Annotated in this window: 14 protein-coding genes; 9 read left to right on the top strand and 5 right to left on the bottom strand. The window is 73.0% G+C overall.

What is annotated here, in order from left to right; genetic code table 11:
* Positions 1-329: 329 nt before the first annotated feature.
* Positions 330-1541: a transglycosylase family protein gene (locus ACZ3KP_RS01510; RefSeq protein WP_467495446.1), complete on the top strand. Its 1212-nt coding sequence runs from the start codon at positions 330-332 to the stop codon at positions 1539-1541.
* On the opposite strand, the gene ACZ3KP_RS01515 is transcribed toward ACZ3KP_RS01510, so the two are convergent.
* A complete protein-coding gene (locus ACZ3KP_RS01515) occupies positions 1531-2835 on the bottom strand; it encodes a DMT family transporter (RefSeq protein ID WP_467495448.1) in 1305 nt (434 codons plus the stop codon). The genes ACZ3KP_RS01510 and ACZ3KP_RS01515 overlap by 11 nt on opposite strands.
* A 228-nt stretch (positions 2836-3063) precedes the next feature.
* Here ACZ3KP_RS01515 and ACZ3KP_RS01520 point away from each other — a divergent pair, with 228 nt between their 5' ends.
* The 6 genes from ACZ3KP_RS01520 to ACZ3KP_RS01545 all read left to right on the top strand — a co-directional run bounded on the left by ACZ3KP_RS01520 (position 3064) and on the right by ACZ3KP_RS01545 (position 12056).
* Positions 3064-3843, top strand: a complete 780-nt coding sequence (locus ACZ3KP_RS01520) for an IucA/IucC family C-terminal-domain containing protein (protein WP_467495450.1) — start codon at positions 3064-3066, stop codon at positions 3841-3843.
* A gap of 38 nt (positions 3844-3881) precedes the next feature.
* Complete coding sequence (gene glgA / locus ACZ3KP_RS01525) at positions 3882-5033, top strand: glycogen synthase (RefSeq protein WP_360567170.1); 1152 nt, start codon at positions 3882-3884, stop codon at positions 5031-5033.
* A gap of 131 nt (positions 5034-5164) precedes the next feature.
* Positions 5165-6385 (top strand): glucose-1-phosphate adenylyltransferase, encoded by a 1221-nt coding sequence (gene glgC, locus ACZ3KP_RS01530; RefSeq protein WP_467495452.1) that lies wholly within the window; start codon positions 5165-5167, stop codon positions 6383-6385.
* 147 nt (positions 6386-6532) lie between these two features.
* On the top strand, positions 6533-8854 hold the full coding sequence (locus ACZ3KP_RS01535) for a GH92 family glycosyl hydrolase (protein ID WP_467495454.1): 2322 nt from the start codon (positions 6533-6535) through the stop codon (positions 8852-8854).
* Between the two features lie 148 nt (positions 8855-9002).
* Complete coding sequence (locus ACZ3KP_RS01540; protein WP_467495456.1) at positions 9003-10331, top strand: wax ester/triacylglycerol synthase family O-acyltransferase; 1329 nt, start codon at positions 9003-9005, stop codon at positions 10329-10331.
* Between the two features lie 213 nt (positions 10332-10544).
* The gene (locus ACZ3KP_RS01545) at positions 10545-12056 is read left to right on the top strand and encodes an SDR family NAD(P)-dependent oxidoreductase (RefSeq protein ID WP_467495458.1); all 1512 of its coding nucleotides are present in this window, start codon (positions 10545-10547) and stop codon (positions 12054-12056) included.
* 98 nt (positions 12057-12154) lie between these two features.
* Here ACZ3KP_RS01545 and ACZ3KP_RS01550 read toward each other — a convergent pair whose 3' ends face one another.
* Positions 12155-12937 carry an SDR family oxidoreductase gene (locus tag ACZ3KP_RS01550; protein WP_467495460.1) on the bottom strand — a complete coding sequence of 261 codons (783 nt, stop codon included), beginning with the start codon at positions 12935-12937 and terminating at the stop codon, positions 12155-12157.
* Between the two features lie 25 nt (positions 12938-12962).
* Entirely contained in the window at positions 12963-13340 is a 378-nt protein-coding gene (locus ACZ3KP_RS01555; protein ID WP_467495462.1) for a hypothetical protein, read from the bottom strand.
* Positions 13341-13782: 442 nt separating this feature from the next.
* On the opposite strand from ACZ3KP_RS01555, the gene ACZ3KP_RS01560 reads away from it, so the two are divergent.
* Positions 13783-13956, top strand: coding sequence for a hypothetical protein (locus ACZ3KP_RS01560; RefSeq protein ID WP_467495464.1), 174 nt, complete (start codon positions 13783-13785; stop codon positions 13954-13956).
* 58 nt (positions 13957-14014) lie between these two features.
* Positions 14015-14497, top strand: coding sequence for a GNAT family N-acetyltransferase (locus tag ACZ3KP_RS01565; protein ID WP_467495466.1), 483 nt, complete (start codon positions 14015-14017; stop codon positions 14495-14497).
* A gap of 12 nt (positions 14498-14509) precedes the next feature.
* On the opposite strand, the gene ACZ3KP_RS01570 is transcribed toward ACZ3KP_RS01565, so the two are convergent.
* Complete coding sequence (locus ACZ3KP_RS01570; RefSeq protein WP_467495468.1) at positions 14510-15853, bottom strand: amidase; 1344 nt, start codon at positions 15851-15853, stop codon at positions 14510-14512.
* A gap of 111 nt (positions 15854-15964) precedes the next feature.
* Positions 15965-16666, bottom strand: coding sequence for a FadR/GntR family transcriptional regulator (locus tag ACZ3KP_RS01575; protein ID WP_467495470.1), 702 nt, complete (start codon positions 16664-16666; stop codon positions 15965-15967).
* Positions 16667-16816: the final 150 nt, after the last annotated feature.

Genomic DNA, 16816 nt, shown 5'->3' on the forward strand with positions numbered 1-16816 from the left:
GATCTTGTAGAACGTGCAAAAGGTGCTGCCGCCCCCGTGCCCGCCAGTATTGCCCAAAGGCCATCCTGACTCGCCGTCCGACCGGCCGCACACGCACATACGGACGGCACGGGGCCGACGCCTCAGTAACCACGTGAAACGCCGTACCGGGGCCGTCGCGGGAGACCGGGCGGCCGACGGGGCGTCAAGTCGGTCTGTCCGTCGGTCGCTTCACGAAGGGGCGGCCGTGTCCTGCGGGGCGAGAGGCGGCTGATTGCAGCCTTGTCATGGCCTGTTCGGGGCGCTTACTTTTGGCCCTTCCTGATGCGCGTGGCGAGGGGGCTCCAGACATGGCCGAACGCGGCCGGCACCGCCGGTACCAGCCGAACAGGATCAACCGGGCCTCGCTCACCGTCACGGCGGGCGGCGCCGGACTCGCGATCCCGCTCGCCGCCGCCGGGACCGCCACGGCGGCCTCGGTGACCACCTGGGAGAAGGTCGCCGCCTGCGAGTCCAGCGGCGACTGGCACATCAACACCGGCAACGGCTATTACGGCGGGCTCCAGTTCACCCAGTCCACCTGGGAGGCGTACGGGGGCACCCGGTACGCGCCGCGGGCCGACCTCGGGACCAGGGACCAGCAGATGGCCGTCGCGGAGAAGGTCCTCGACGGCCAGGGGCCGGGCGCCTGGCCGGTCTGCTCGGTACGGGGCGGTCTCACCCGCGGCGGCGGCGCACCCGACGTGCACACCGGGGGCACGCATGCCGCGACCGTGAACGCCGGGAGCACGCACACCGACAGCGCCCGCACCCGCCCCGTCAAGAGCTCGGTGCGGGACGTGCAGCCGGGGACCACGCCGCAGTCCCGGGCAGGCAGGGCCGAGATGTACACCGTGGTGCGCGGCGACACGCTCTCCGGGATCGCCGACGAACACGACGTGGCCGGTGGCTGGCACCGGCTGTACGCCGCCAACCGCGCGACGGTCGGGGCGGACCCCGACCTGATCCTGCCGGGCCAGCGGCTGAGCCTGACCGGCCGGGCCGCGAAGGCGGAGCAGCCGGCCGGCGGGACCGAGGCGAAGCGGAAGACCAAGGCGAAGCCGGCGGCGAAGAGCCGGACGAAGGCCGAGGCGAGGAAGGCCCCCACGCACACCGGGCACTCCCTCGTGGCCCCGGTCGACGCCCCGATCGGCACGCCGTACCACGCGGTCGGCTCGCACTGGTCGAAGGGCTACCACACCGGCGTCGACTTCCTCGCCCCCACCGGCACCTCGGTCCGGGCGGTCGAGGCCGGGGAGGTCGTCACGGCGGGCTGGGGCGGCTCGTACGGCTACCAGGTGGTGATCCGGCACGCCGACGGCCGCTACTCGCAGTACGGCCATCTCTCGGCCATTTCCGTGCGGGCCGGACAGAGTGTCGCCACGGGCCAGCGGATAGGGCGCTCGGGCTCCACCGGGAACACCACGGGCCCGCATCTGCACTTCGAGGTGCGGACGGGGCCCGGATTCGGCTCGGACATCGACCCGGTCTCCTATCTCCGGGCCGGTGGCGTCAGGATCTGACGGATGTGACGCGCGTACGGTGCCGGTCCAGCAGGGCGTCGTGCACGTAGTCGGCGGCGGGCAGCAGGACGTCGGTCACGTCCGCCGCGGACGCCGTGCGCTGCTGCGGCATCGTGAGCGCGGGTGACCCCGCCTCGCCGCCGACGAACCCGCCGGACACCGGCCGCCCCGCGCCCGCACCGGTCTCCGCCGGACCGCCCTCCTCCGGCACGAGACCGGCGTCCACGGTCCGCACCCCCACCGCATCGCCCTCGGCCGGACCGAGCACCCCCGCCGGTCCCGTCCCGCTCGGACCGGCAGCCACCAGCCCGGCCCCCTCCGGGCCGACCATCACCGGGCCTGTCTCCGCCTCCACGGCGTCGGCCGGCCCCGTCTCCGCCAGTTCCACCAGTGCCTCGACCAGGGGCTCGGGCGGCGTCGTGGGTGCGGTGTCCGGCAGTGGTGGCGCGGGGGCCGGGTGCGAGGTGCTCTCGATGCGTTCGGTCGTCAGCAGGATCAGGCCACCCGCCGCGACCACACCGCAGCCCAGCGCCAGCAGCGTGCCGGTCGCGCCGTAGCGGAACGCCTCGCCGAACATGGTGATGCCGACCGCCGCGGCGAGCACGGGGTTGACCACGGTCAGCGTGGCCAGCGGCGCGGCGAGGCCGCCGCCCCGGTAGGAGGCCTGGGAGATCATGACGCCCGCCACGGCGTAGGCGCCGATCACCGCCAGCCAGACCGCGTCGGCCGGGGCGATCCCGCCGTCCCAGTCGATCGCCACCACCTTGGTGAACACCGAGGACATGCCGAAGGCTATGCCGGACGCGGTGGCGAGCAGCACACTGCGCACCGCCGGATGACGGTGCGCGGCCCGCCCCGCGATCATCAGCGCGACCACCGCCCCGCCGGTGACCAGCGCGACCCCGATCCGCCCCGCGGAGTCGAGGGCGTGCGCGTCGGAGGAACCGACCAGGGAGAGCAGACCGGCCAGGCCCACGGTGGCCATGATCGCCCCGCGCCAGGCGGTCGCCCCGGCCTCCCGGCCCACGAACAGCGCCGCCATGGGCAGCGCGAACACGATGGTGAGCGCGCCCAGCGGCTGGACCAGGCTCAGCGGGCCGTACGCCAGAGCCACGACGTGCAGCAGACCGCCGAGGCCGTTGAGCGCCATCGCGCCCCACCAGCTCGGGCGGCGCAGCGGCGCGTACTGCTCGTCGGGGGAGGAGGCCGCGACCCGCTCCTGCACGATCGCTCCGCCCGCGTAGGCGACGGCGGAGACGAAGGAGAGCAACACGGACAACGCGAGGGCGCTCATGCACGGCTCCTCTGCGTCATGCGCGGCCGGTCGGCCCCACGCGGTGATCGGTCTGCTTCCATGAAGAACACTCTGCCCGCCCGGCTGCTTCCCGTCGTCGTACCTGAGCACCGATTGCGTCGTACTGCCGATGGAGTAGGAAAGGACCCCGATCATCCCCAGGGTGGGTGACGCCGGGTGGAGGCCCGGACGGCCGGGGGCCCAACACTCCTGGTACTACTGCTGTCCGTGGACCTGGACCCCGATCTCGCCGCGCTCCGTCCGCTCGGCGGCTTCTTCGTCCTGCGGACGGTGCCCGCGGCGGCCGGGGGCACCGCGGCGGCACGGACCGACGCGCTGCCGACCCTCGCGAGGGCCTACGACGGGGCCTGCGAGAAAGCCGGACCGGACGGCAGCCGCGATTCCCTCACCCACCGCGTCGGCACGGTCGGGGAGCGGCTGCGGGCCCCCGAGCCCAGGGTCGCCGCCTCCATCGCCCACCAGGCGCTGGCCGCCCGGCTCTGGTCCGTGGCCCTCGGCTGTGCCGCCCGGTACGGCCGTCTGCCCGACCTGCACCCCCGCCTGCTCCGCTGGGACACCGGCGCCACCGCCCCGGACGACCTCTGGCTCACCGAGGTACGCGCGCTGCCCGGCGGCGCCGAACCGGCCACCCTGGTGGACGCCGTCGTCCACGGCCATCTGGAACCCCTGGCCGCGGCCCTGCGCGCCCGCTACGGCGTCGCCGCCGGCCTGTTGTGGGGCAACGCGGGCTCGGCGCTGGCCGGCGCCGCCCGCGAACTGGACCGTCGGGCCCGCGCCGACGGCGACCCGGACCTCGCGCACCGCGCCCGCGCCCTCACCGCGGCCCTGTTCGCGCACCCCCGGCTGCGCCCCACCGGCACCCGCTCCGGACTGTCCTTCCGCCGCCGCAGCTGCTGCCTCTACTACCGGGTACCGGGCGGCGGGATCTGCGGTGACTGTTGTTTCACACAACCGCCGCGCCCTTCCCCGCGCGCCGCTTCTGGGTGACCATGGACCAACCGGGCGTCAAGAGCGAGGGGTTGCGGGTGCGAGTCGGACTGCTGACCCGGGAGTACCCCCCGGACGTGTACGGCGGTGCTGGTGTTCACGTGGAGTTCCTCGCCCGGGAGCTGCGGCCCCTGGTCGACCTCGAGGTGCACTGCTGGGGCGAGGGCCGCGGCGACGGCGTGGTCCGGCACCGCCCCTGGTCCGCCCTGGACACCGCCAACGACGCGCTGCGCACCTTCTCCGTGGACCTCGCCATGGCCGCGGGACTCGAAGGCCGCGAACTCGTCCACTCCCACACCTGGTACGCCAACCTCGCCGGTCACGTGGCCAAGATGCTCCACGGCGTCCCGCACGTGGTGACCGCGCACTCCCTGGAGCCGCTGCGCCCCTGGAAGGCCGAGCAACTCGGCGGCGGGTACGCGCTGTCCAGCTGGGCGGAGCGCAGCGCGATCGAGGCCGCCGACGCCGTGATCGCCGTCTCCGGGGCCATGCGTGAGGACATCCTCGGCTGCTACCCGGCCCTCGACCCGGCGAGGGTCCACGTCGTGCACAACGGCATCGACACCGCCCTGTACCGGCCGGACCACGGCACCGACGTGCTCACCCGCAACGGCATCGACCCGAGCCGCCCCTACGTGCTGTTCGTCGGCCGGATCACGCGCCAGAAGGGCGTGCCGCATCTGCTGCGCGCCGTACGGGACATCGACCCCGCGGCGCAGGTCGTGCTGTGCGCCGGGGCGCCCGACACGCCGGAGATCGACCGGGAGTTCCGCGAGCTCTTCGAGGAGCTCGGCCGGGTCCGCGAGGGCGTGCACTGGATCCCCCAGATGCTGCCGCGCACGGACGTCATCCAACTGCTCACCCACGCGGCCGTGTTCGCCTGCCCCTCGGTGTACGAACCGCTCGGCATCGTCAACCTGGAGGCGATGGCCTGCGGCACACCCGTGGTGGCGTCCCGGGTCGGCGGCATCCCCGAGGTGGTCGAGGACGGCGAGACCGGCCTGCTGGTCGATCTCGACGACGACTTCGAGGCGGGTCTCGCACGGGCCCTGGACACGGTGGTGGGCGACCGGGAGACGGCCCGGCGGATGGGTGCGGCCGGACGGCAGCGCGCGGTGGGCGAGTTCGGCTGGGACGCGGTGGCCAGACGCACGGTCCAGCTGTACGAGGAGATCCTGAAGCAGGTGTGATCGGCGCGGGCGTGAGCAGAGTTCCTCGAACAGCCGTAACGAACAGGCCGCCTGTTCGACGTGATCACGGTGCAGGCTTAGCGGATGTGCTCCCAGGGCAGGCATGGAGCACCAGGGTGAGGGGAGCGGCCATGCGTCGTGGTGGGCCTTCGGTACTCGGGATCGTACTGGCCGGCGGAGAGGGCAAACGCCTGATGCCGCTGACCGCGGACCGGGCCAAACCAGCTGTCACCTTCGGCGGGACCTACCGCCTGGTCGACTTCGTCCTGTCCAACCTGGTCAACGCGGACGTGCTGCGCATCTGCGTGCTGACCCAGTACAAGTCGCACTCGCTGGACCGGCACATCACCACCACCTGGCGGATGTCCAGCCTGCTCGGCAACTACGTCACCCCGGTCCCGGCCCAGCAGCGGCTCGGCCCGCGCTGGTACCTGGGCAGCGCCGACGCGCTCCTGCAGTCCCTCAACCTCGTCAACGACGAACAGCCCGAGTACGTGGCGGTGTTCGGCGCGGACCACGTCTACCGGATGGACCCCCGGCAGATGCTCCAGCAGCACATCGAGGGCGGCGCCGGGGTCACGGTCGCGGGCATCCGGGTCCCGCGCGGCGAGTCCTCGGCGTTCGGGGTGATCACGCCCGGTTCGGACGGCCGGACGATAGAGACCTTCCTGGAGAAGCCCGCCGACCCGCCCGGCCTGCCGGACGCCCCGGACACCGTGTTCGCCTCCATGGGCAACTACATCTTCACCACCAAGGCCCTGATCGAGTCGCTGCACCGGGACGCCGAGGACGACGACTCGGTGCACGACATGGGCGGTTCGATCCTGCCCCAGCTCACCGCCCGCGGTGAGGCCCAGCTCTACGACTTCGGCACCAACCACATCCCCGGCGAGACCAGTCGGGACCGCGGCTACTGGCGCGACGTCGGCACCCTCGACGCGTACTACGACGCGCACATGGACCTGATCGCGGAGCGCCCGGCCTTCAATCTCTTCAACCGCAACTGGCCCATCTACACCCACTCCAACCAGCTCTCGCCGGCCCGTTTCAACGCCGGCGGGATGGCGAGCGAGTCGATCATCAGCGCGGGCTGCCTGATCCGCGGCCAGGTGACCCGGTCCGTGCTGTCACCGGGCGTGCGCGTCGATCCGGGTGCGGTGGTCCAGGGGTCGATACTGCACGACAACGTGGTCGTGGGCCGGGGCGCGGTGGTGCGCGGCGCGGTCCTCGACAAGAACGTGGAGGTCCCGCCCGGCGCCACGATAGGCGTCAACCCGGAGCGGGACGCCGAGCTGTACACCGTCTCCAAGGGCGGGGTCATCGCCCTCGGGAAGGGGCAGCTGGTCTCCTAGTCACGCAACCGCAGCGGGCCCGGCGCCGTTCGCGCCGGGCCCAACTCGTATGCGACGCGCCGGATGTGAAAACCCCTATTTGCCGGGCTTTGCGGTCTTTCCCCCTCACGATGCAGACAGCGATGTCGAACTTCGGAGGTCATCGACATGAGAGGGACCCGGCGCACACGGCTGTGCGTCGCCGGGGTGCTGACAGCGTCCGCGCTGTTCACCACCCCCGCCGCAGGGGCGGCAGATCCGGCCGACGGCCACCTCACCGACCTGGTGAACCCCTTCATCGGCAGCCAGGACGAGGGCAACACCTTCCCCGGCGCGGCCGTGCCCTTCGGCATGGTGCAGCTCTCCCCGGACACCGGGCACAGCACCGGCTACGACTACTCCCAGCACCGGATCCGCGGCTTCTCCCTGGTCCACCTCTCGGGCGTGGGCTGTGCCATCGGCGGCGACCTGCCCGTGCTGCCGACCACCGGGGACGTCACACAGACGGACTACGCCCGGTACGCCGCCGGGTTCAGCCACGCCGACGAGCAGGCGAGCCCCGGCTACTACCGCGTCGGTCTCGACTCCGGGGTCCGGGCCGAGCTGACGGCGACCGCCCGCACCGGCGTGCAGCGCTACACCTTCCCGGCCACTGACAGGGCGAACGTCCTGCTCAACGCGGCGCAGGCGCTGCACAGGCCGGTGAGCAGCGAGGTCGAGATCCTCGACGACCACACGGTCCGCACCAGGATCACCGGGCACGGCTTCTGCCGGGACACCGCCCCCTACACCGTCTACACGGTCACCCGCTTCAGCCGCCCCTTCACCGCCTACGGCACCTGGCACGGCACGGCGGTCACCCCCGGCTCCCGGACCGGAACCGACGGGGCCTACGTGCGATTCGACACCACCGGGGACCGTACCGTCGAGGCGACCACCGCCCTGTCGTACGTCGACGCGCGCGGTGCCGAGGCCAATCTCCGCGCGGAAGGCGGACGTTCGTTCGACACGGTGCGACGGCAGGCCCGCGACGCCTGGGAGCGGCGGCTCGCCGGCATCCGGGTCGGCGGTGGCGGTCCCACCCTCCGCCGCACGTTCTACTCGTCCCTGTACCGCAGCTTCCTCGCGCCGAACGTCGGCGAGGACGCGGACGGCCGCTACACCGGCTGGGACCGCCGCGTCCACCGCGCCAGGGGTTTCACCTACTACCAGAACTGGTCGCTCTGGGACACCTACCGCACCCAGGCCCAGCTGCTCGCCCTGCTCGCGCCGCGTGAGGCCCGTGACATGGCCCTGTCGGTGCTGAAGATCGACGAGGAGGGCGGCTGGCTGCCCCGCTGGGGCTACGGCACGGTCGAGACGAACATCATGACCGGCGACCCGGTCACCCCCTTCCTGACCACGGCCTACCAGACGGGCCTGCTCAAGGGGTACGAGGAGCGCGCCTACCGGGCGCTGAAGAGGAACGCCGACGGCGTGCCGCCCGCGGCCAGTCCCGGCATCGGCCGCGAGGCCAACGCCGAGTACCTGGCGAACGGCTTCGCCCCCTACCTCAAGGGCCGCCCGCACGCCAAGGTCGGCGACTCCGACTACGACCACGGTGCCTCCGTCACCCTGGAGTACGCCCTCTCCGACGCGATGCTCGGCCAGATGGCCCGGGACCTCGGCCACACCGCGGACGCGGCCCGCTACGCCACCCGGGCGCAGAACTACCGCAACGTCTTCGACCCCTCCACCGGCTTCTTCCGCGCCCGCGACGGCCAGGGCCTCTTCACCGGCGACCCCGACCCGGCCCGCGGCATCGGCTTCCACGAGGGCACCGCCTGGCAGTACCAGTGGCTCGTCCCGCAGGACCTGCCCGGCGTGATCTCCCTGATCGGCGGCGAGGACGCCACCAACCGGCGGCTCGACTCCTTCTTCGCCTACGACAGGCTGCTCGCCGATCCGGTCAGGACCGCCCGCGAGGTCTGGGTGCACGGCGACGCGTACACCTACTACAACGCGGCCGTCTACAACCCGATGAACGAGCCCGACCTCATCGCCCCCTACACCTACCTCTCCACCGGCCGACCCTGGCGGACCACCGACGTGGTGCACGCGGCCCTCACCCTGTTCACGGACGGGCCGAGCGGGATGACCGGCAACGACGACCTGGGCACCATGTCCGCATGGAACGTGCTGTCCTCCGTCGGGCTCTTCCCGGTCCAGCCGGGGTACGGCACCTGGGGCCTGTCCACGCCCGTCTTCGACCGCGTCGACGTCCACCTCGACCGCCGCTGGTGGCCGAGCGGCGGCTTCACGGTGACCGCGCCCGGCACCTCCGCCACCGACCGCTACATCCAGCGGGCCCGCAGGGACGGATCGGACTACGGCCGCACCTACCTGACGAACGGTTCGCTGCGCTCCCTGCGGTCGCTGGCGTTCACGGTCGGCCCGCGCCCGTCGGAGTGGGGTACGTCACCCGAGGCGGCGCCACCGGCGCTGAAGTGACCTCAGCGGTCCCTTGACTCCCGCCTCTTTCGGTGGAGGCGGGACTTAATCTGCTGTTAACTGAGCGTAGCGTGATCGTACTTGACCGTAATCAGGTGTCGGCGTTTGACTGCTGATCCACCCTCCGTCGACGCGAGGCGTCTCTTTGATGACTGCGACTGACCTGCTCGCCCCTCTCGATCTGGCTTTCTGGAACATCGAGTCCGACCGGCACCCGATGCACCTCGGCGCGCTCGGCGTGTTCTCGGCGCACTCGCCGACGGCCGGTGCGCACGCCGCCGACCTGCTCGCGGCCCGTGCCGCCGCCGTGCCCGGCCTGCGCATGCGCATCAGGGACGTCTGGCAGCCGCTGGCCTTCGGCGGCGCCGCCCGCGAGACCGACCCGGACTTCGACCCCCTCGACCACGTCCGGCTGCACGCCCCCACCGGCGACTTCCAGGCGGTCGCGGGCCGGCTGATGGAACGTCCGCTGGAGCGCGGCAGGCCGCCGTGGGAGGCGCATGTGCTGCCCGGCGAGGACGGTGTGTCCTTCGCGGTGCTGTTCAAGTTCCACCACGCCCTCGCCGACGGGCTGCGCGCCCTCAAACTGGCCGCCGGTGTCATGGACCCGCTCGACCTGCCCGAGCGCTCCCCCCGGCCGATCGAGGCCCCCCGTCCGATGCTGGCCCTGCCCGACGTGCGCCGGATGCCCGAGCTGGTGCGCGGCGCCCTCTCGGACGTGGGCCGGGCCCTGGACATCGGCGCCTCCGTCGCCCTGTCCGCGCTCGGTGTGAGCTCGTCCACCGCGCTGCGGTCCGAACCCACCGGCACCCGCAGCATCGCCGGGGTCGACCTCGACATCGACGACGTGCACCGCGTCCGCAAGGCGGTCGGCGGCACCGTCAACGACGTGCTCATCGCCGTCGTCGCCGGGGCGCTGCGCCGCTGGCTGGAGGAGCGGGGCGACGGCACCGTGGGCGTCGCTCCGCGGGCCCTGATCCCCGTCTCCAGGCGCCGTCCGCGCAGCGCCACCCCCCAGGGCAACCGGCTGTCCGGGTACCTGATACGGCTTCCGGTCGACAACCCCGACCCGCTCGCCCGCCTCGACCGCGTCCGCACGGCGATGGTCCGCAACAAGGACGCCGGCCCCAACCGGGGCGCCGGTGCCGTCGCCCTGCTCGCCGACCACGTGCCGGCGCTCGGGCACCGGCTCGGCGGGCCGCTCGTCGGCCAGGCCGCCCGGCTGTGGTTCGACATCCTGGTCACCAGCGTGCCGCTGCCCGGCCTCGGGCTGCGCCTGGGCGGCCACCCGCTCACCGCCGTCTACCCGCTGGCCCCGCTCGCGCCCGGCCAGTCCCTCGCCGTCGCCGTCTCCACCTACCGCAACCAGGTCCACTACGGCCTGGTGGCCGACGCGGCGGCCGTCCCCGACCTCGACGTGCTCGCCCGCGCGGTGACCGACGAGGTGGACTCCCTGATGGAGGTGTGCGACCGCTGAGGGAGCCCGGCCTGCGCCCTCGCGCGGGACGGCGGTGCCGAGCGGTGCCGCGGGCGGATACGGGATACCGAGCGACCTCCGCGGCCCGCGCGGGGGCGCTCGGGCGCCGGGGCCGGGCGGGTTTGGTCCTTCGGGCCGGTGCTCCGTAAAATTCCCTGTTCGAAAGCGGGCGCGGGTGGCGCGCCGCTGGTGGATCAGGGAAGCGGCGGCGCGATGACGGTGACACAGGACGGCCCGGCGGCCGAGGACGCGGTGGACGTGGTGGACGCGATCGTCCACGGTCCCGGTATCGACCCCGAGCGGCTCGCCGTCTGCCTCAGCGTCCTGGAGGAGCTGGACAGGCTGGAGGTCGACCACCCGGACGCCATCGCGGTGCGCCGGGCCACGGCCGGCGTCTACCGCACGGTCAAGCAGCGCCGGCGCCAGGAGCGGCGGGCCGCCAAGACCGCCCACGACAAGGCGGTCACCGAGGCCACCGCGACCGGCTCCGCCCAGCGCATCGACGACGAGACCGAGGGCCTGCTGCCGTCCTCGCGGACCGACGAGGGCCGGGTGGCCGGGATACTCCAGCGCCCGCGCTCCTGCTACACCTGCAAGACCCGCTACGTCGAGGTCGACTACTTCTACCACCAGCTCTGTCCGGACTGCGCGGTCCTGAACCGCACCAAGCGCGACGCCCGCGCCGACCTGACCGGCAAGCGTGCCCTGCTCACCGGCGGCCGCGCCAAGATCGGCATGTACATCGCGCTGCGGCTGCTGCGCGACGGCGCGCACACCACGATCACCACCCGCTTCCCGAAGGACGCCATCCGCCGCTTCAAGGCGATGGAGGACTCCGCGGACTGGCTGCACCGCCTGGAGGTCGTCGGCATCGACCTGCGCGACCCCGCCCAGGCCGTGGCCCTCGCGGAGCAGGTCACCGCGGCGGGCCCGCTGGACATCCTGATCAACAACGCGACCCAGACCGTACGCCGGCTGCCCTCCGCGTACGCGGCCCTGGTCGAGGGCGAGAGCGCCCCGCTGCCCGCCGGCGAACTCCCCGCCCACCACGTCATCGGCGCCTTCAACTCGGGCGCCGTGGACGGCATCGCCGCGCTCCCGGTCGGCACCAGCGGCCTCGACGCACAGAAGGTCGCCGACCTCGCGCTCGTCGCGGGCAACGCCAGCGTCGCCCGGCACCTCGACGGCACCGCCATCGACGCGGGCGGTCTCGTCCCGGACGTCGTCGAGACCAACACCTGGGTGCAGACCATCGACCAGATCTCCCCGGTGGAGCTCCTGGAGACCCAGCTCTGCAACTACACCTCGCCGTTCATCCTGATCAGCGCGCTGCGCCCGGCCATGGCCGACGCCGCGAAGAAGGCGGCGCGCGGCCGGTCGTACGTCGTCAACGTCTCCGCGATGGAGGGCGTCTTCGGCCGTGGCTACAAGGGCGCCGGGCACCCGAACACCAACGCGGCCAAGGCGGCCATGAACATGGTCACCCGGACCAGCGCGGCGGAGATGTTCGAGTCCGACGGCATCCTCATGACCTCCGTCGACACCGGTTGGATCACCGACGAACGCCCGCACTTCGACAAGCTGCGGCTGGCCGAGGAGGGCTTCCACGCACCGCTCGACCTGGTCGACGGCGCGGCCCGGGTCTACGACCCGATCGTGCGCGGCGAGGAGGGCGAGGACGTGTACGGGGTCTTCCTGAAGGACTACGCACCCGGCAAGTGGTGACCCGTGCCGGGCCCGGAGGCCGGCGGCCCTCCTGCAGTACCGGGGAAAACATGACGGGGGCAGCCGCGGCACCGACCCGATCTCGGCTCGTACGGTCGTCAGCCGGCCGGGCGGGCCGCGCGGACCCTGGTGCCGCCGTCCACGACCACGTCGGCCCCGGTCACCCACTCCGCGGCGTCCGACGCCAGCCACAGCACGGCCCGCGCCACGTCCTGCGGCTCGCCGATCCTGCCCATCGGCAGCCCCGTCGCGATCTCCCGCTCCCGCGGCTCCCACATGAACCGCGCCATCTCCGTGCGCACCAGCCCCGGCGACACCGAGTTCACCCGCACCCGGGGCGCCAGTTCCCCGGCGAGCTGCTGGGTGAGGTGGAGCAGCGCCGCCTTGCTGGTGCCGTACGCCCCCACGTCCGGCCCCACGTGCGCCGCGCCCTCCGTGCAGATGTTGACCACCGCGCCGCCGTGCTCCCGCATCCACCCCCGCCAGGCGCACTGGGTCAGCCGCAGCGGGGCCTCGACGTTCACCGTGAACGCGTCCCGCCACATGCCGAGGTCGGCGTGCATGAGCGGTCCGTAAGGCCGGTTGGTGGCCGCGTTGTTGACCAGCACGTCCAGCCGCCCGAACTCCGCGAGCGCCAGCCGGGTCAGCTCCCGGGCGTGCTCCGGGTCGGCCACGTTGCCGGGCAGGCCGACACCGCCCAGCTCCGCGGCCGTACGCCGGACCTCGTCCGGGTCGCGGGCGCTCACGCACACCAGCGCCCCGGCCGCCGCGAAGGCCTCCGCGACCGCGCGCCCGATCCCGCGCGTGCCACCGGTGACGACGGCCGCCCTGCCCCTGAACCCGTACGACTCTCCGCGCGCCGGTCCGTGCGATGACGTCATCGCCGTACCGTCTCATGACGGAGCGTCAGTCGACAGCCCCCAGGCGGGAGTTGCGGGCGGAGACCAGTTCCAGGACGGTTCGCCAGTCCTCCAGGACGCCCGCGTCGAAGCCGGCGGTGCGGCTCTCCTCGTCGGCCTGGCGCAGCCGCAGCGCGTCCTCGTCGGCGGCGGCGCCGTCCCCGCGCACCAGGTGGTGGACGCGCTCCCCGAGCAGGTCCCGTACCGCGTGGGCGGCGGCGTCGGCGGAACCCAGCAGTTCCCCGATCCCGTGCACCAGGCCCGCCACCTGGAGTTCCTTGTCCGCGGGGCGGACGCGGCGCAGCAGCGCCGCGGCGCGCAGTGCGCGCTGGTGCCGGCAGGCGTACAGCAGATCCATCAGCTCCTCGACGCTGCGCAGCTCCATGCGTCAGTCCTTCCGCGAGACAGCCGTTGTCCTGTGCCATCGGACCAGGCCGAGTTTTCGACCCGGCCAACGCAACCTGAACTGCGCGGCCCGCGCGGGCAGAGGTGCCTCCTCGCAAACACGGCATTATGTTACGAACAGGTTCTTATCCAGGCCGTCGGAGTACGGAGTGACTCGCGATAGTTACAACTTGTTTGCACTCCCTATCGAGCGGACCCGTGCTCATTTGGTTAACCTGTAGGGGACGGACAAGCAGCAAGGGGTCCCACCCACACCCATGGTCCGTCCCGGGGCGAGCCGGTGGACAACGGCCTGCTCTCCTGTGAGTTACCGGCGCCACCGCGTCCGACTGGCCTTCCACCCAGACCCGAGCGGGCGTCGAGCACCGGAACGCAGACTGTCCGGTACGCCCCGAGGGTGACCGACACATAAGGAGTGCGCGGTGACACCGGAGAAGACGAATCGCGAGCAGCGCCCCACGGACGGCGCCGAGGGGGCGGGCAGCCGGTCAGGGCAGCTCGGCAGCCTCGACGTGTGGGCCCGGTCCGCCCCGATCCGCCTCGCGGGTTACGAAGAGGACCTCGCCGAGCCCCACATCCTGCCCAGCGTGGACTGACCGGACGGTCGGTCCTCTCGCGATCGCCGACGCGCGTGGGCGTGCGAGACTCACGCCCATGCTGATCAGAGAAGCCACCGCGGCCGACTGGCCGGGCATCTGGCCCTTCTGGCACCGGATCGTCGCCGCCGCCGAGACGTACGGCTGGGACCCCGACACCTCGGAGGCAGCGGCCCGCGCCCTGTGGATGAGCCCGGCGAAACGTGTCTACGTGGCCGAGGACCCCGCCGGCACCGTCGTCGGCTCCGCCTATCTCACACCCAACTACGGAGGGCCCGCGGCCCGGGTGGCCAACGCGGGTTTCATGGTCGACCCCGACCGCGGCGGCCAGGGCATCGGCCGCGCCCTCGCCGAGCACGTCCTCGCCGAGGCCCGGGCGCACGGCTACCGGTCCATGGTCTTCAACGCCGTCGTCGAGACCAACCCCGCCGTCGCCCTGTGGACCTCCCTCGGCTTCACGATCCTCGGCACGGTCCCGCGGGCCTACGACCACCCCGTCCACGGACCTGTGGGCCTGCACATCATGTACCGCGCCCTCTGAACCGGTCGGCGGTCAGCCGAGCGGCGCCGTCCGCCGCCACGGCCGGAGCGTCTCCAACTGCCCGGCCACGTCCAGCAGGACCGCCTCCGAACCCGGCCGCCCCACCAGCTGAACGGCGCACGGGGTGCCCGAGGGCAGGGTGCCTAACGGGACCGTCAGCGCCGGCCAGCCGGTGAGGTTCCAGGCCGGGGTGAACGGCGAGTGGTGGGTGTCGGCCAGGACGTTGCGGAACCAGCCCCGCTCGTGCCACGGCGCCGCCGCGGGGGAGCGGCGGGCCAGCGCCGGGGTGAGCAGCAGGTCGTACTCGGCGAAGAACGGGGCGAGGCGGGCGCGCAGCCGGTCGCGGGAGTCGCTCACCCGCACCCCGCGCAGGAAGCGGCGGCCTATCGCGGCGTGCACCCGGGTCCGCCGCGCCAGCAGCGCGGGGTCCAGGTCCGCCGCGTCCACGGCCGTGCCCGCGGTCCAGTACCGCAGCGCGGTGACCCCGAGGGACGCCGGGTACGGCGGCTCGGCGCGCCGCACCCGGTGCCCGACGCCCGCCAGCAGCCCCGCCGCCTCGGCCACCGCGTTCGTGTACGACCTGCTCACCGTCACCCCGGCCAGCGGACTGCGCCGCGAGACCGCGACCCTCAGCGGCGGCCGCTCACCGGTGCCCGCGAACTCCTGCCCCGCCAGCACAGAGAGCATCAGCCGAGCGTCCTCGACCGTGGTCGCCAGCGGCCCGTTCTCCGACATGCCGAACCAGTCGCCGTGGCCGATCCCGGCGGGTACCACCCCGAACCCCGGCTTGATGGTGACCAGGCCGCAGTTGGCCGCCGGGATGCGCAGCGAGCCCATGCCGTCGTTCCCCACGGCGACCGGCACCAGCCCCGCGGCGACCGCGGCGGCGCTGCCGCCCGAGGAGCCGCCGGCGCTGCGGGTGGTGTCCCACGGGTTGCGGGTGCTGCCGTGGGCCCCCTCGGTCGTGCCGAACACACACAGCTCGGGCACGTGCGTCAGACCCACCACCACGGCGCCCGCCGCCCGCAGCCGGGCCACGGTGACATGGTCGGCCTCGGCGGGCGTGTCCGGTGTCGCCGCCGAACCGTCACGGTGGGCCTCGCCGCACACCGCCAGATTGTCCTTGACGGCCAACGGCACCCCGGCGAGCGGGAGTTCGGCGAGGCCGGCACGGGCCGCGACCTCGTCCGCCTCGGCGAGCGCCGCGTCCGCCCGGACCTTCCGGAAGGCGCCGATCCGTCCGTCGAGCCGTGCGATCCGCTCCAGGTGCCCGGCCACCACCTGCCTGGGGGTGACCCGCTTCTCCCGTACGGCGGCGGCGATCTCGGCGGCGCTCCGGCCGACCCAGTTGGTCACGGGCACTCCCAGGGGTGCGGAAAGGGGCTTGTTCGTCGGTGTGAAACGGCACTCTGCCGCCCCCCGGCCTCCACGTCGAGTCCACTGGCCCCACACCCGCGACCCGGCGGACTAACTCCCCACCTGCGCGCGCAGCCACTCCTCCACCTCCCCCACATGAGCGGCCGCCGCGGCCCTCGCCGCCTCCGGATCCCGGGCGGCGAGGGCCCGGTGGATGGCGGCGTGCTCCCGCCGTGTCCGCGCGAACGCCCCCTCCTCCTCGTAACCCCGCCACACCCGGGCCCGGAACGTCCGCGACGACAGCCCCTCCAGGATGGCGGCCATCGTCCCGTTCCCCGCGGCTCCCGCGATCACCTGGTGGAACGCGAGATCGTGCGCGAGGATCTCCTCGGGATCGTCCGTCGCGTTCATCGCCGCCAGGTGCTCCTCCACCTCGGCCAGCTGATCGGCCGTGATCCGCGCCGCGGCCAGCGCCGTGGCCGTCGACTCCAGGACCCGCCGCACCTCCAGGAGTTCCACCAGCCGCGGCCCGCGGGACAGGTCGGCGACCACCCCGAACGTCTCCAGGAGGTCACCCGCCTCCAGCTGGGTGACGTAGATGCCGGAACCGTGCCGGGCCTCCAGGACGCCCAGCACCGTCAAGGCCCGGATCGCCTCGCGCATGGAGCTGCGGGACATGCCCAGCTGGGCGGCGAGATCCCGCTCCGTGGGCAGCCGTTGGCCGGGCTCCAGACGGCCCTCCGCGATCATCGCCTTGATGCGCTCGATGGCGCGCTGCGTCACCGTGCCCTTCTGGGGCGCCGTCTCGTCCACACCGCTCCTCCTGTTGCCGGTGCGCCGAAGTCTAACCAGCCAGGTGGTCCGACCACTATTGCCCGTACGGCGGGAAAATCGCGTCTGACGGGTGTTGAAACCGTCGAGTGGTCTGATAAGTATGCGGTCATCTGCTCGAACACGCTCGAT

Source organism: Streptomyces sp. NPDC020958 (assembly GCF_055562175.1).

What these genes read in the sequence shown, in the direction of transcription:
- ACZ3KP_RS01565 (WP_467495466.1), top strand. Translation starts at nt 14,015, where the DNA reads ATGCTGATCAGAGAAGCCACCGCGGCCGACTGGCCGGGCATCTGGCCC.
- ACZ3KP_RS01510 (WP_467495446.1), top strand. Translation starts at nt 330, where the DNA reads ATGGCCGAACGCGGCCGGCACCGCCGGTACCAGCCGAACAGGATCAAC.
- ACZ3KP_RS01540 (WP_467495456.1), top strand. Translation starts at nt 9,003, where the DNA reads ATGACTGCGACTGACCTGCTCGCCCCTCTCGATCTGGCTTTCTGGAAC.
- ACZ3KP_RS01545 (WP_467495458.1), top strand. Translation starts at nt 10,545, where the DNA reads ATGACGGTGACACAGGACGGCCCGGCGGCCGAGGACGCGGTGGACGTG.
- ACZ3KP_RS01535 (WP_467495454.1), top strand. Translation starts at nt 6,533, where the DNA reads ATGAGAGGGACCCGGCGCACACGGCTGTGCGTCGCCGGGGTGCTGACA.
- ACZ3KP_RS01550 (WP_467495460.1), bottom strand. Translation starts at nt 12,937, where the DNA reads ATGACGTCATCGCACGGACCGGCGCGCGGAGAGTCGTACGGGTTCAGG.
- glgC (WP_467495452.1), top strand. Translation starts at nt 5,165, where the DNA reads ATGCGTCGTGGTGGGCCTTCGGTACTCGGGATCGTACTGGCCGGCGGA.
- ACZ3KP_RS01515 (WP_467495448.1), bottom strand. Translation starts at nt 2,835, where the DNA reads ATGAGCGCCCTCGCGTTGTCCGTGTTGCTCTCCTTCGTCTCCGCCGTC.
- ACZ3KP_RS01555 (WP_467495462.1), bottom strand. Translation starts at nt 13,340, where the DNA reads ATGGAGCTGCGCAGCGTCGAGGAGCTGATGGATCTGCTGTACGCCTGC.